At 64.6% G+C, this 14,636-nt stretch carries 13 protein-coding genes and 2 pseudogenes; 4 read left to right on the top strand and 11 right to left on the bottom strand.

Going from position 1 to position 14,636, the window contains the following annotated elements; all coding sequences use genetic code 11:
• Positions 1-200: pseudogene (locus tag AX724_RS22985) on the top strand (3'(2'),5'-bisphosphate nucleotidase CysQ); the annotation flags it as partial.
• Positions 201-316: 116 nt separating this feature from the next.
• Complete coding sequence (locus AX724_RS16575; RefSeq protein WP_156448125.1) at positions 317-1,393, top strand: mechanosensitive ion channel family protein; 1,077 nt, start codon at positions 317-319, stop codon at positions 1,391-1,393.
• Here the strand turns inward: AX724_RS16575 and AX724_RS16570 are convergent.
• Entirely contained in the window at positions 1,365-1,721 is a 357-nt protein-coding gene (locus tag AX724_RS16570; RefSeq protein ID WP_066768358.1) for a PilZ domain-containing protein, read from the bottom strand. The two genes, AX724_RS16575 and AX724_RS16570, sit on opposite strands and share 29 nt — an antisense overlap.
• A gap of 74 nt (positions 1,722-1,795) precedes the next feature.
• The gene (gene tyrS, locus AX724_RS16565) at positions 1,796-3,013 is read right to left on the bottom strand and encodes a tyrosine--tRNA ligase (protein WP_066768371.1); all 1,218 of its coding nucleotides are present in this window, start codon (positions 3,011-3,013) and stop codon (positions 1,796-1,798) included.
• Positions 3,014-3,067: 54 nt separating this feature from the next.
• Here tyrS and AX724_RS16560 point away from each other — a divergent pair, with 54 nt between their 5' ends.
• Positions 3,068-4,153 carry an anhydro-N-acetylmuramic acid kinase gene (locus AX724_RS16560; RefSeq protein ID WP_066768356.1) on the top strand — a complete coding sequence of 362 codons (1,086 nt, stop codon included), beginning with the start codon at positions 3,068-3,070 and terminating at the stop codon, positions 4,151-4,153.
• 3 nt (positions 4,154-4,156) lie between these two features.
• On the opposite strand, the gene AX724_RS16555 is transcribed toward AX724_RS16560, so the two are convergent.
• The 3 genes from AX724_RS16555 to AX724_RS16545 all read right to left on the bottom strand — a co-directional run bounded on the left by AX724_RS16555 (position 4,157) and on the right by AX724_RS16545 (position 6,991).
• The gene (locus AX724_RS16555; RefSeq protein ID WP_066768354.1) at positions 4,157-4,594 is read right to left on the bottom strand and encodes a DUF1003 domain-containing protein; all 438 of its coding nucleotides are present in this window, start codon (positions 4,592-4,594) and stop codon (positions 4,157-4,159) included.
• Between the two features lie 232 nt (positions 4,595-4,826).
• The gene (locus AX724_RS16550; RefSeq protein WP_066768350.1) at positions 4,827-5,816 is read right to left on the bottom strand and encodes a prolyl hydroxylase family protein; all 990 of its coding nucleotides are present in this window, start codon (positions 5,814-5,816) and stop codon (positions 4,827-4,829) included.
• Positions 5,813-6,991 (bottom strand): vWA domain-containing protein, encoded by a 1,179-nt coding sequence (locus AX724_RS16545; protein ID WP_066768346.1) that lies wholly within the window; start codon positions 6,989-6,991, stop codon positions 5,813-5,815. Before AX724_RS16545 ends, AX724_RS16550 begins: the two co-directional genes overlap by 4 nt.
• Positions 6,992-7,137: 146 nt before the next feature.
• Here AX724_RS16545 and AX724_RS16540 point away from each other — a divergent pair, with 146 nt between their 5' ends.
• Entirely contained in the window at positions 7,138-8,502 is a 1,365-nt protein-coding gene (locus AX724_RS16540; protein WP_197421610.1) for a methyl-accepting chemotaxis protein, read from the top strand.
• Positions 8,503-8,573: 71 nt separating this feature from the next.
• Here AX724_RS16540 and AX724_RS16535 read toward each other — a convergent pair whose 3' ends face one another.
• The 6 genes and pseudogenes from AX724_RS16535 to AX724_RS16510 all read right to left on the bottom strand — a co-directional run.
• Positions 8,574-9,599, bottom strand: a complete 1,026-nt coding sequence (locus AX724_RS16535; RefSeq protein ID WP_443018738.1) for a hypothetical protein — start codon at positions 9,597-9,599, stop codon at positions 8,574-8,576.
• A gap of 112 nt (positions 9,600-9,711) precedes the next feature.
• Complete coding sequence (locus AX724_RS16530) at positions 9,712-10,125, bottom strand: GFA family protein (protein ID WP_066768344.1); 414 nt, start codon at positions 10,123-10,125, stop codon at positions 9,712-9,714.
• A 34-nt stretch (positions 10,126-10,159) separates the two neighbouring features.
• Entirely contained in the window at positions 10,160-11,005 is an 846-nt protein-coding gene (locus AX724_RS16525; RefSeq protein ID WP_066768342.1) for an AAA family ATPase, read from the bottom strand.
• Positions 11,006-11,075: 70 nt separating this feature from the next.
• Positions 11,076-11,756, bottom strand: coding sequence for a DUF6975 family protein (locus tag AX724_RS16520; RefSeq protein WP_066768337.1), 681 nt, complete (start codon positions 11,754-11,756; stop codon positions 11,076-11,078).
• A 155-nt stretch (positions 11,757-11,911) separates the two neighbouring features.
• Positions 11,912-13,960, bottom strand: a complete 2,049-nt coding sequence (gene rpoD / locus AX724_RS16515) for an RNA polymerase sigma factor RpoD (RefSeq protein WP_066768331.1) — start codon at positions 13,958-13,960, stop codon at positions 11,912-11,914.
• Positions 13,961-14,006: 46 nt separating this feature from the next.
• A pseudogene (locus AX724_RS16510) lies at positions 14,007-14,636 on the bottom strand (DNA primase); the annotation flags it as partial.

Here is a 14,636-nt window from a genome sequence, read left to right as displayed (position 1 = left end):
CCGGCGGCCAGTATGAATGGGACAGCATGGCGCCAGTGGCGGTCGCCGCCGCGCACGGGCTCCATTGTTCGCGCATCGACGGCGCGCCGCTCATCTACAATGGCGAGAATGTCTACATGCCCGACCTGCTCATCTGCAGGAAGGAACATGCCGGGCGCATTTTGGAACTGGTTGCCGCGATCGGTGCCGGGCAGGACTGAGGGACGAAAGGGCCTGTCGCGGAAGAAGCGAGGCTTCCCGCCGATGCCGGCCGGTCGCCTTGCCGAAAACATCTCGCAGATGCGAAACAATGGCCGGCGGTCCGCGTTGCCCCGCTATGACCGACATCAGCCTTTCCCATGTCTCGCTGACGGCCGCGCTGTCGATCCTGCTGTCCGTCGCGGTCGCCTTCCTGATCCACTGGATGCTTTACTCGATCCTGCTGCGGCTGGTGCGGCGGTCGAAGCTGGAGCCCGCCCTTCTCCCGGCCATCTACCATCCCACGCGATGGCTGGTGGTGCTGCTCGCGCTCAGCGCTGGGCTCAAGTCCATAGAGCTCGGCCCGCGCGTCGCGGAAATCTGGGCGATCGGATCGCGCATGATTTTCGCGCTGCTGGTGGGCTGGCTGATCCTGCGCGGAATGAGCGCGGCCAAGACCATGGTGGAGCGCGGCGCGGACATCAGCGTAGAGGATAATCTGAAGGCGCGGCGGCAACGCACGAAGATCGGCATCCTCTACCGCATCGCGCAATGTGTCGTCGGATTTCTGGTGATCGCGATGATGCTCATCGCCATTCCCGGCGTTCGCACGATCGGCGTCACGCTGATGGCGTCGGCCGGCCTGGCGGGTCTCGCGGTCGGCGCGGCGGCGCAGCCTGCGCTCAAGAATCTGATCGCCGGCGTGCAGATGGCCTTTTCCGAACCCATCCGCCTGGACGATGTGGTGATCGTCGAAGGGGAATGGGGCCGGATCGAGGAGATCAAGCTCACCTATGTCGTCGTGCGCATCTGGGACGATCGGCGCATGGTGGTGCCGGTGTCCTATTTTCTGGAAAAGCCTTTCCAGAACTGGACCACGAAAACGTCCGACCTGCTCGGCACGGTATTCTTCCATGTCGATCCTGCGGCCGACATAGCGCGCATCCGCGAAGTGTTCGTTTCGGCGGTGAAGGGGAACAGCCGATGGGATGGCCGGGTCGCAATCCTGCAGGTGACCGAACATCGGCCCGAAGCACTGGAACTGCGCGGATTGCTCTCCGCCCGCAACGCCGGCATCGCCTTCGACCTGCGGTGCGAAGTGCGCGAGGCGGTGATGGATTTTCTGCGCACGCAGATGCCGGACGCATTGGTGCGCACCCGCCAGCGCATCGAGGCGGGGGAGGGCTTTACCAGGCTGTCTGACGCGGCGGGATGAGGGACAGCAGCGCTTCGTATATGCGCGGCTCGATGGCCTCCACAAACTCCATGCCCGCCCGATTATCTTCCGACCAGCGGATTTCCGCGGCATAGTCCTTCAGCATCGGCAGCCATATGGTGATGCGCTCGCCCTGAAGAAGCGCGTCCTCGCTGCGGCACATGAGGCCGAAGGGCGAGATGTTGATGACCCGAACGCCATGGATCCGTCCGCGCGCCGTGACGTGGCTCACCATATCGACGAGGTCGCGCCTGGCTCGCCTCTGTTCGACCGAGGGATCGCGCGAGCGCAGGACGTGGCCAAGACCAGCAAGGACGGAGGAGGTCATGCACCAGCCTTAAGCGGCGGAAAGTAGCCGATGTCCTACCAGACAGGCTTAATGAACCACTAAGGCTGGATCGATCAGGCGATGACCAGCCCGTGCCGCTTCGCGCCGAAGCTCAGCTTGTCGCCCGCCTTGACCGTTACGGCCGGATCGGTGACGACATCGCCGTTCAGCCGGATCGCGCCTTCCGCCAGCTTGCGGCGGACTTCCTTGTTGGATGTCGCAAAGCCAAGGCCCGTGGTCGCCTGTACTACGGTCAGTCCTTCCGCGCCCAGGCTGACGGTCGGGAGGTTGGCGTCCGACGCGCCTTCCTCGAACGTCTTGCGCGCGGTTTCGGCGGCGGCGGCGGCGGCTTCCTCGCCATGCGCCATCGCCGTCGCCGCATGGGCGAGGATCTTCTTCGCCTCGTTGATCTCCGCGCCTTCCAGCCGTTCCAGCCGCGCGATCTCGTCCAGCGGCAGGTCGGTGAACAGGCGCATGAACCGGCCGACATCGGCATCCTGCGTGTTCCGCCAGAACTGCCAGTAATCATATGGGGAGAGCGCGTCCGCGTTCAGCCACACGGCGCCCTTGGCCGTCTTGCCCATCTTGCCGCCGTCCGCCGTGGTGATGAGGGGTGAGGTGAGGCCATAGACCTGCGTGCCGTCGGCGCGGCGCGACAGTTCGATGCCGTTGACGATGTTGCCCCACTGGTCCGACCCGCCCATCTGGAGCCGGCAGCCGGCGCGGCGCGACAGCTCCAGAAAGTCGTAGGCCTGGAGGATCATGTAGTTGAACTCGAGGAAGCTCAACGACTGCTCGCGGTCGAGCCGCAGCTTCACCGAATCGAAGCTCAGCATCCGGTTCACCGAGAAATGCTGGCCGATGTCGCGCAGGAAGGGGATATATTCCAGCGCATCGAGCCATTGCGCATTGTCGAGCATGATCGCGTCCGACGGCCCGTCCCCGAAGGTCAGGAAGCGTTCGAACACGCGCTTGATGCTCGCCACATTCTCGTTGATCTTCTCGACCGTCAGCAGCGATCGCGCCTCGTCACGCAGCGAGGGGTCGCCGATCTTGCCGGTGCCACCGCCCATCAGCACGATCGGCTTGTGCCCCGCCTGCTGCATCCGGCGCAGCATCATGATCTGCACCAGGCTCCCGACATGAAGCGACGGCGCGGTCGGATCGAAGCCGATATAGCCCGGCACCACCTGGCTTGCCGCAAGGGCGTCGAGCCCTGCCGCGTCGGTCAGCTGATGGATATAGCCGCGCGTGTCCAGCAGGCGCAGGAGTTCGGACTGATAGTTGCTCATGGCGCGCGCCTGTAGCATTGCGGGCGAGAGTGTAAAAGAGGCGGAGTCCCTGCAATGTTGGCAATCGGCCTGATGTCCGGCACCTCGCGCGACGGGATCGATGCGGCGCTGATCGAAACCGATGGGGAAGGGGCGGTCACCCCGGTCGCCTTTCACGCCATGGCCTATGATGACGGCTTCCGGCTGCGGCTGGCCGAAGCGTGCGCACGGGCGATGGGGATGGCGAAGCGGGACTTCGAACCGCTGATCGCGTCGGTCGAGGCGGAACTGACCGAACGGCATGTGCAGGCGGTGGCCGATCTGCTGGGGCGCAGCGGCCATATCGCCGAGGATGTGGGCGTGATCGGATTCCACGGGCACACCGTCGCGCACCGGCCCGAATGGGGGTGGACGTGGCAGATCGGCGACGGCGCGGCGCTGGCGGGCGCATTCGGCATCCCGGTGGCGGGCGACCTGCGCAGCGCGGACGTGGCGGCGGGCGGGCAGGGCGCGCCGTTGCTCCCGGTCTATCATCGTGCGCTGGCCGAGAGGCTGGACAAGCCGGCCGCCGTGCTGAATCTGGGTGGCGTCGCCAACATCACCTTCATCGGATCGGACGGCACGCTGGTCGCATTCGACACCGGGATGGCGAGCGGCCTGATCGACAACTGGATGCAGGCGCATGGCGGCGCTGCCTTCGATGCGGGTGGCGCGACCGCGGCTTCCGGCAGAGTGGACGAAACACGCCTGGGCGCGATGATGGCGGACGCCTGGTTCGATGCGCCGCCGCCCAAAAGCATCGATCGCGAACGGTTCGGCATCGACGCGGTGCGGGGACTTTCCCTGGAAGACGGCGCTGCGACGCTGACGGCGTTCACCGCGGCCACCGTGGCGCGCGGGGTCGATCATCTGCCGGAACGGCCAGCGGCGATCCATGTCGCCGGCGGCGGCCGCCACAACGCCACGCTGATGGCGATGCTGGCAGAGCGGATCGGCGCAGACGTGCGGCCGGTGGACGGTCTTGGCTGGGACGGCGACGCGCTGGAGGCGCAGGGCTTTGCCTATATGGCGGTACGGTGCCTCAAGGGCTTGCCGATCAGCTTCCCCGGAACCACCGGCGTGCCCCGGCCCATGACGGGCGGCGAACTGTTCCGCGCCTGATTCTCACGCCGTTCGCCCGGTAGCATCGAGCCGTTCGAGCAGATGGTCGATCTTTTCGTGCAGCAGCGCGATTTCCGATTCCGCGCGGACGTTGGTTTCATAATCGAGCCGCGCTTCCAGCCGGTCCTTGGCCGCCTGCCGGTTCTGGCTCATCATGATGATGGGTGCCTGTAGCGCCGCCAGCATGGAGAGCATCAGGTTGAGGAAGATATAGGGGAAGGGGTCGAAGGCGCGGCTGGCCAGGATGACGCTGTTCAGCACCGCCCAGATGGCGAGGAACAGGGCAAAGCCGATGATGAAGCGCCACGATCCGCCAATGGCGGCGACCCGGTCGGCGAGCCTTTCGCCGAAGGTCTGGCGGCTGTCGAACACTGCATAGACATCGCGCGATGCGGGTGCGCGGTGGAGCGGGGCCGTGAGAAAACGGATGGCTGCGTTCATTTATCACCTCCTGAAACCGACCGGGCCGATGGTCGCTTCAAGAGGTGTCGGCCGCTAGCGGCGCGCCTCTGCTCCCATCGGGATCATCGTTCGACTACTATGGTCGTTGCTTGACATGATCCCCTCTCGGGCGTTGCGGACATTGGCGCGGACGAAGCCCTCGCACGCAGGCGAAATGGACCGGGACGCGGCGCGGGTCAAGGCGGCGGCGGATTACAAATTCGTCATGTCGTCATCGCGCCATTTCATGCTGGCCAAAGCCGTCCGGGCCGTCAGGCGCACGCTGCCTGATCCAGCGGCTGGCGACGCGCTTCACGCCGGAACGCACAGGGAGGCCTGCATGCTCGCTCATCGGATCGGGGCGGCCCTCGGCCACGCTGTTGGAAAAAAGCAGGCCGTCGCCCTTTCGCGCCGTGACATCAATGCCGACCCGGGTGAAGCGCGTCTCTCCGCCGGCATGGTCGTCGCCAAGATAGATGAGGAAAGTCAGAATGCGCTGATTGCCCAGACCCGGCAGCGCATCGAGATGGGGGCGATATTGCTGACCCGGACGGTAACGCAGCAGTTGCAGTGGCTCGCCCTGTTCAACCGCGGTGCCGCTGGCGCGCGCCAGCCTGCGGTTGAGCGCGTGGACGAACGGCCATTCGGACAGGATCGGAAATCCCGCCGCATCGGAATCGCGGATTGGATCGGCGACGAACCGGCCCTGTCCTTCATGAAAGATGACCGCCGGGCGGAGGCGACGCTCGGCAAGCTCCACAAGGAAATCGCACTCGTCAGCCGTGAATAATCCGGGAAAAATCTGGATGAGCGGCGCGTCGCAAAGGGAGTGTGGCTTTGGCAGATGCGTCGGATCGCCTTCATCGTCGATGGCCATCCGGGCGATGAGCGATGCCTGACGCGCGGCGAGGGGGTCATGATCGCGCCACTCGGCCAGCACCGCCAGCGCACCTTGCCAGTCGCGCGGTCCCCCGATGCCCGATGCCAGAAGCCCACCCAGCATTCGCGCCGCACCGGCATTGCCTCTCCGGGCGGATTCAGTCAGGTCGGTTCGTGCTCCGCCCATGTCGCGAGGCATCAGCTTCCCTTCCACGCGCCAGAGGGCGCGCAACGCCAATGCGTCGCCATCCCCGTCTGCGCAGCCGGCGTCCACGCGTATCCGCGCCGCATCGGCCTCGCCCCGCCCGATCATGCTCAGCGCTTCGGACAGCAGCGCGCTCATCCTCTCTTCCGGGTCAATTCGCGCATGGCGGCGTCGATGCCGTCTATCGTCAGCGGATACATGCGATCATTCATCAGTTCGCGGATGATGCGGGTGGACTGACTATAGTCCCACTGAGGTCGCTGCGTCGGGTTGAGCCACACCGTGGCGGGATAGGTGCGGGTAACGCGCTGGAGCCAGACCGCGCCCGCTTCGCTGTTCACATGCTCGACCGATCCGCCGGGATGGCTGATTTCATAAGGGCTCATCGCGGCGTCGCCGACGAAGATCACCTTATAGTCATGGCCATATTTATGGAGGATATCCCAGGTCGGAATCCGTTCCGAAAAGCGGCGGCGGTTGTCCTTCCACACGCCTTCGTACAGGCAATTGTGGAAGTAGAAGAATTCCATATTCTTGAACTCTCCCGTCGCGGCGGAGAAGAGTTCTTCGGTCAGGGTGATGAACGGGTCCATCGATCCGCCCACATCCAGGAAAAGCAGCAGCTTCACCGCATTGTGCCGTTCGGGCCGCATGCGGATGTCGAGCCAGCCCTGCCGTGCCGTGCCCCGGATCGTTTCGTCCAGGTCCAGCTCGTCCGCGGCCCCTTCGCGTGCGAACCGACGCAGGCGGCGCAACGCGACCTTTATGTTGCGGGTGCCCAGTTCGCGGCTGTTGTCGAGATTGGTGAACTCGCGCTTTTCCCACACCTTGATCGCCCGCTTGTGGCGGCTCTCCCCACCAATGCGGACGCCTTCGGGATTATAGCCGCCATGGCCGAACGGCGATGTGCCGCCGGTGCCGATCCACTTATTGCCGCCCTGATGCCGCCCTTCCTGTTCTTCCAGCCGCTTCTTCAGCGTCTCCATGATCTCGTCCCAATCACCGAGCGACTGGATCTTCGCCATCTCTTCGGGCGTCAGATATTTTTCGGCGACGAGGCGCAGCCATTCTTCCGGGATGTCGGCCGTCAGGTCGTCCGCTTCCAGCACGCCCTTGAACACCTTGGCGAAAACCTGGTCGAAGCGATCGAACAGGCCTTCGTCCTTCACATAGGTCGCCCGGGCAAGATAGTAGAATTCCTCCGGCCGGCGGGCGATGACATCCCGGTCGAGCGCTTCCAGCAGCAGCAGATGCTCCTTGATCCCGGCGGGAATGCCAGCGGCGCGAAGGGCATCGAGAAAGTCAAGCAGCATGACGGACCTTGTCGGTCAGCCCGGCCCGCGATGCAAGCGGCGTGCGGCCTGTCACATCATGGAAATATTAAGTGTTGCAGTGCATGGTTAATGCTGCACTATCCAGACGCGAGCCAGAAGTGGGGGAATTGTTGGAAAACGGGGACTTGTTGGCCGATCTTGGGGAAAGATCGGGCGACATCGCTTTGCAGTGCAGCGAAACCGCCGGCTATCTGGGCGAGCTGAACCGACGGATTCAGGCCGATGTCGCGCAGTTGGGCGATTTGCAGGACAATATGGGCCGGCTGGCGGCGAGCCAGTCGGAGAGCGTGACCGCGGCACGCGAATTGAGCGTGACGGCGGCGCGCGCGGGGCAGGTCATCGCGCAGGGGCATGACGTGATCGGCCTGTCGCTGGATGAGGTGACGCAACTGGTGCATCATGTATCGGGCCTTGAAAGCCACCTTCGCCGGTTCCTGACAGTGATCGAGGCTGTAGGCGGGATTTCGGAAGAATTGGGCGCGATCGCCCGGCAGACCCGCCTCCTGGGCATTAACGCGGCGATCGAGGCTGCGCGCGGGGGAGAAGCGACGCGCGGCTTCGCCATCGTGGCGGAAGAAATAAGGCGGCTTGCCGAACAGGCCGGTGAGTCCGCAGGTTCCGTCGGGGAAAAGCTGGGCTTGCTGGACCAGGATGCCCGGCGGTTAATCGGCGGAGTGGAGGACAATATCATCCGCAGCCGGGGCGTGGGCACGCATATCGACCGGTTGCGCCTGTCGGTGGCGGAAATTGCCTCGCTCGTGGGGCAGTTTGGCGAACGGTCCAACGCCATCGTCGCCTGTACCGATGCAGCGGACGGCGATGTCGCCGCGCTGCGCGCCGGCCTGTCGCAGTTCAGCCGGTCGGCCGGCGAGAATGCGGCGCGGGTGGATGCGTCGCGTGTCCAGCTGGAAGGGTTGGAGGGGATGGCGAACGCGATGCTGGATCGCGCGGCCCATGGTCCGGGCAAGACCCGCAACAGCCGCTATATCGCGCTCGCGGAAGAAGGAAGCGACGAGGTGTCGGCGTTGATCGACGGGGCGATCGCCGAAGGACGGCTGACGATCGAAGATCTGTTCGACACCGCTTATCGCCGGATCGAGGGATCGGACCCGCCGCAATATCTCAATGGCTTCACCCGCTTCGCCGACGCGGTGATTCAGCCGTTGCTGGACCGGCGGACAGCGCAGGACGATGCGATCGTCGGCTGCTGCCTCATCGACATGAACGGCTATCTCCCCACCCATGTCAGCGGGCGCAGCGCGCCGCAACGGCCGGGCGCGCGGGATTGGAACATGGAGCATGCGCGCAACCGCCAGATCTTCATGGATGGCCAGATAAGGCGCGCACTGGATGAGGAAGGCGACTTCTTCCTTTGCACCTATCGACAGGATCTGGGCGCCGGGCGCTACCGCGCGCTGCGCAGCGTCTTCGTACCGCTCGCCTTTGGCGGGCGCCGCTGGGGCCTTTACGAGGTCGGCTATCTGATCTGATCGGCGCGGCGCGCGGCGATAATCAGCGTCCGCCGCCCATGAAACCGATTCGACAGGGCAAATGCGTCGGGTCAGCGACCCGCCCGAGGGAGGTGGCTGACCGTGACGTCCCCGTTGGCGGCGTAAGCGGCGACCGCGCTTGCCTGTGCCGTTTGCGGGTCTTTTCCGTCGATGATCGCGGCGACCTGGGTCGGGCTCGGCACCTTGTCATAGGTGCCGTAGAGATCGGTCTGGCCGACCATATGGATGGACAGCCGGTATCCGCTGGCGTCTTGGGCAGGATCGAAGGCGAGCACGGTGCCGCTGTCATCCACCGGTACGATGATCGGGCCGTCGGCATTATCTGCCTGCTGCAGCATGTCGAAGCTGCCATCGGCGGTGACGACCTTGTCTCGGACGCAAAGCTTGTCCCTGCCGTCGCGCGGAATGCGTACGTCCGGGGGCGCGGCGGCATCGCCCGGCGCAGCGGGGGTCAGGCGCGCATCCGTCGAATCGGTCGATGGACAGGCACTGAAGCTGGCCGGCGCAACAGGCCGAAGCTGCGCGACATCATCCACTTGCAGGGCCGCCAGCATGCCGTCGAGGCCCGCGACAACCTCCGCGCGGCGCTCGGTCGGGCCGGTCACGCGCAGCTTCACCACCCAGCGCCCGACATGGACGAAGCCCGCGGCCGTGGTCAGCGCCCCGTCCGCCGCATCATCATAGATCGCGCGGATCGCGCGACCGGTCTGTCCCGCGACGGCAACGCTGGCATAGGCGGTGCGGCGCGTCTTGGTGCCGAACCGCTCGATGATCGCCTTGTCGGTCATATAGGCGGCAAGCGCCGCGTCGGCATAGGTCGGCATATAGACGTAGAGCGTCGCCTGGACCGCGCCGTCCTCCGACAGATATTGGGCATAATTGTCCACGGCGCGGCCGCCGTTGGAGGCTTCCCCACTCTTGGTGAGGGACAGGTTCGCTATGGTTTGGGGCAGGGCGATGCCGGCGGCCGGCGCCCGGATGGCGCTGTCGGTCGGCAGCCAGGCTTCCGTTTCGTCTGCGGCATGACCCTGCGCCGCCAGCATCACGCCGGCGGAGAACAGAAGCGTCGAAATCATCGTCCGGGTGCGCGCGCGCATCAGCATCCCTCTCCAGAGCCAGACCGTCTTTGCGCGGCCTTGAACTATGACAGGGAAGCTACAGGCTGGACGGCCGGGCGCAAGCGGCTTTTCAGGCGACGGGCGGGATTTGTGCCGGATAATGGGGCAGATCGGGGTCGTGATGCGCCCAGTCCGGCGCGGCCTCGGTCCAGATGACCGCCTGCGGCGCGATCAGCGAGGGATTATCGAGCGCGCCGGCGCGGATGAAGGTCAGGTGCGGCCGCGATTCGGCCAGGCTGAAGATCGGCGTCCCGCATTCCGGGCAGAAACCGCGGCGCATCGACGTGCCGCTGTCCGCCGTGCTCGCGTGCCAGCGCACATCGCCGCTGGTCGTGACCTTGTCGGATGGAAAGGCGACGTTCACCGTCGCTGATCCGCCGCCCAGATATTGGCAAAGACGGCACCAGCACATGCGCGCGGCAAGCGGTTCGGCGTCGATGGTGATGCGGACCTGTCCGCAAAGGCATCCGGCGCTATGGGGCATGAAACCTCCGTGGAATGGCGAAAGGTTCGGGGCGTCAGCGTCCCTGCCGCCGCGCCATGAAAGCGAGCCGTTCGAACATCATCACATCCTGCTCATTCTTGAGCAGCGCGCCATGGAGGGGCGGGATCGCTTTGGTCGGGTCGTTGTTCTGGAGCACGTCGAGAGGCATGTCCTCGTTCAGCAGCAGCTTCAGCCAATCGATCAGTTCGGAGGTGGACGGCTTTTTCTTGAGGCCGGGCACGTCCCGGATCTCGTAGAAAATGTCCATGGCGCGCGACACCAATATCTTCTGGATGCCCGGGAAATGGACCGCCACGATCCGCTCCATCGTCTCCCGGTCGGGGAACTTGATATAGTGGAAGAAGCAGCGGCGCAGGAAGGCGTCCGGCAGTTCCTTCTCGTTGTTCGACGTGATGACGACCACCGGGCGTTCCGCCGCCGCGATCGTCTCGCCCGTTTCATAGACATGGAAGGCCATGCGATCGAGTTCCTGCAACAGGTCGTTGGGGAATTCTATGTCGGCCTTGTCGATCTCGTCGATCAGCAGCACCGGCAGGCGCGGCGAGGTGAATGCCTCCCACAGCTTGCCCTTGCGGATATAGTTGGCGATGTCGTGGACTCGCGGATCGCCCAGCTGCCCGTCGCGCAGGCGGGCGACGGCGTCATATTCATACAGGCCCTGATGCGCCTTCGTCGTCGACTTGACGTTCCATTCGATCAGCGGTGCGTCGAGCGCCTTGGCGATCTCCTGCGCCAGCACCGTCTTTCCGGTGCCCGGCTCGCCCTTCACCAGCAGCGGACGGCGGAGCAGCACGGCGGCGTTGACCGCGACCTTCAGGTCGTCGGTGGCGACATAATCCTGCGTACCTTCAAACCGCATTGTCTGATCCCGTTGCTGCATACAACGGAACTAGGCAATACGAGGCATCGGCGCAATCGTTAAAGGGGGATCAACCAGCCTTGGCGCGCAGGTCCGCACGGGCGGCGAGCAAGTCCCACAGGCCGCGATGCTGGTTCAGCAACTGGCGCGCGCCGAACTGGATCGCCCGGTCGATCGCGTCATCGCCGCCGATCGCGCGCGCAACCGCCAGCGTTTCGGCGCGGTCGGGCAGGGCGCATGGCTGCGGTTCGATACCGGCGCGGATGGCCGCCATGTCGAGCACATGACGAACCGCGCGCCAATCAAGCACGAGTGCCATCGCCGCGCCCATGGCGCAGCCGCGCCGATCGGACTGGGCAAGCATGTCGAGCGCATGGCGCTGCTGGCTGACCACCGTTTCGCAATCCGCCTGCCCCGCCGTGCTGGGCGCTGGCCCTGCGGCGACCGTCACCTGCGTCAGATAGGCGCGCTCCCGCGCGAAGCCGTCCGCCGCCTCGATCAGCCACTGGCGCGCTTCATTGTCGGCGGATCGGGTCGCGGCATGATCGACGACGCCGGGATGGCGGCCGTGCAGCAGGCAGAGATAATAGGCGGCGTCCGCCAGGTCTGCGAGCGACAGCAGCGCCTCACGCGACACGCCGGTCGCTGCGCGATTGGCATAGGCATGGGCTGCGGTGCCATCGGCCGCGACCAGCGCTTCGAGCACCCGCGCTATGTCTCCAAACTGGTATCGCGGTGCCGCTTCGCTCATGTACGAATCCCTGTTCTGCCCTGCACCTGCAGGAAGTAGGAGCGCACCATAGGGCGTCTGGGTAAACGTCGGGTATATAAACGCGAAAAGGGCGACCGTGAGAGCCGCCCTTTTGCGTCAACGATGGTTAATTCCGCTTTACCGGTTCCAGCAATTTACTGGTCGAGGAAGCTGCGCATCTTGCGGCTGCGCGAGGGGTGCTTCAGCTTGCGGAGCGCTTTCGCCTCGATCTGGCGGATACGCTCGCGGGTGACGCTGAACTGCTGGCCCACTTCCTCCAGCGTATGGTCGGTGTTCATGCCGATGCCAAAGCGCATGCGCAGCACACGCTCCTCGCGCGGGGTCAGGCTGGCAAGGACGCGCGTGACCGTTTCCTTGAGGTTCGCCTGGATCGCGGCATCCACCGGGATGATGGCGTTCTTGTCCTCGATGAAGTCGCCCAGATGGCTGTCCTCCTCGTCGCCGATGGGCGTTTCGAGGCTGATCGGCTCCTTGGCGATCTTCATCACCTTGCGCACCTTTTCGAGCGGCATGGAAAGCCGCTCGGCCATCTCCTCGGGCGTGGGCTCGCGGCCCTGCTCGTGCAGGAACTGGCGGCTGGTGCGGACCAGCTTGTTGATCGTCTCGATCATATGGACCGGGATGCGGATGGTCCGCGCCTGATCGGCGATCGACCGCGTGATCGCCTGCCGGATCCACCAGGTGGCATAGGTGCTGAACTTGTAGCCGCGGCGATATTCGAACTTATCCACCGCCTTCATCAGGCCGATATTACCTTCCTGAATAAGATCAAGGAATTGCAGGCCACGGTTCGTATATTTTTTAGCGATGGAAATAACGAGGCGCAGGTTCGCCTCGACCATTTCCTTCTTTGCAATCCGTGCTTCGCGCTCGCCCTTTTGCACCATGTTGACGATGCGGCGGAACTCGGGGAGCGACATGCCGGTCGCCTGCGCGATTTCCGCCACTTCGTTGCGGATGCGGTCGACCGCGCGTCCCTCGGCGGCGGCGAAGGCCGACCATTTCTTGTCGATGCCGCCCACCTTGTCGAGCCAGGCGTCGTCCAGTTCATGGTTCACATAGCGATCGAGGAAATCCTTGCGGCTGACCTTGTGCCGCTCGGCAAGGCGCAGCATCTGGCCGCCCAGCGCCGTGAGGCGCCGGTTATAGGCGTAGAGCTGGTCCACCAGATATTCGATCTTCTGCTGGTGGAACTGGACGCTCTCCACCTCGGCCGTCAGGCTTTCGCGCAGCGCCTGATAATCGTCCTCCGCCTTCTGGCTCAGCACCTCGCCGCTCGCCATCGCCAGCATGCGCGATTCCTGCGCCTTGGAAAAGCTGCGGAAGATTTCGGTGATGGTCGCGAACTTTTCCAAAGCCATCGGCTTCAGCGTCTCTTCCATCTGGGCGAGGGAGAGGGTGTTGTCCTCCTCTTCGTCATCCTCGGTGCGACGGGCGCGGCGTTCGGTCAGGCCGTCCTCATCCTCATCGGCGTCGGCGGATTCCTCCTCGGGCTCCTCCTCTTCCTTGAAGCTGGGACCAGCGGTCTTTTCGCTGATTTCGCCGTCATCATCCTCGGCCCCTTCCTCCAGATTTTCCGGGGCAGGATCCTTGGACAACATGGCGTCGAGGTCCAGGATCTCGCGCAGCTGCATCTCGCCATTGTTGAGCGCGGTGGACCATTCGATAATCGCGTTGAAGGTCGTCGGGCTTTCGCACAGGCCCAGGATCATCGTGTCGCGGCCCGCCTCGATCCGCTTGGCGATGGCGATCTCGCCCTCGCGGCTCAGCAGCTCGACCGCGCCCATCTCGCGCAGATACATGCGGACCGGGTCGTCCGTGCGGTCGACCGTTTCCTTCTTCTTTTCGGTAACGAGTTTGGGGCCGTCGTCTTCCGCGCCATCCTCCGCCGACTCGTCGTCGGCGTCGTCGCGCTGGTCATCGCCGTCCTCGCCGGCTTCCTCATTCTCGACGATGTTGACGCCCATGTCGTTGAGCGCGGACATGACATCCTCGATCTGCTCGGAGGACATCTGGTCCTGCGGCAGGGCATCGTTCAGCTCGTCATAGGTGATGTAGCCGCGCTTTTTCGCGCGCGCGATCAGCTTCTTGACCGACGCTTCGTTGAGATCGAGCAGGGGAGCATCGCCACCATCCTCGCCATCGCCCGCGCCGTTATTCTTGCTGTTCGCCTTGGTCGCCATCTATTCGCCTTGCACTTCGCAATCCCGACAGGCGGGATAAACCAAATCAAATACCATCTTCGGGCTGCGCCAGTTCCGCCAGTCTGCGATCATGATCGGCCATCAACGCGCGAATGCGCTGTTGTTCAGCGAAATTGGCTTCGCTGACGTCCTTCTCGAATCGCTTCGTAGCTTCCACCATCGCCGCTTCCAGCTCCGGCCCCTGCGCCATCACCCGGATAGCCTCCTCCAGATCGCGCGACACGCGACCGGGATCGGCTGTCATCCTGTATGGGGTGAGTGAAAACGTATCGGCCCGGAGCATCCCCTTGGCCCTATTATACACTTCACCTTGCCCCAATATGGTAAGCAGGGCCTGCGTTTCAACTGTTTCTTTGTGGAAGGAGCATCGGATCATCGTCGCGAGCAGCTCCGCCAGCGCGGGATCGGCGATTCGCAGCCCGGAAAGCTGCTCCCGATGCGGCGCAATCTGTTCGGGATGACGCAACAGGCTGGCAAGAACGGCGCGCAGCAGCCTTTGTTCCATCCCGCCTTCACCGATGGCGCGCGCTTCGGCGCCGGCGGGCGGGGTGGGCGGCTTCCAGTTCCCGCGCCTGTCCTTTTGCCAGCGCGGTGCCCCGCCGCCTCCGAACGGGCGGGACGGGCTGGGCGCAGCGGCGCGCCGGGCGAAGAACAT

The sequence above is a fragment of the Sphingobium sp. CCH11-B1 genome (assembly GCF_001556865.1).
In the GTDB taxonomy this organism is placed as follows: Bacteria; Pseudomonadota; Alphaproteobacteria; order Sphingomonadales; family Sphingomonadaceae; genus Sphingobium.
This window is presented reverse-complemented; position numbering and strand designations above follow the sequence as displayed.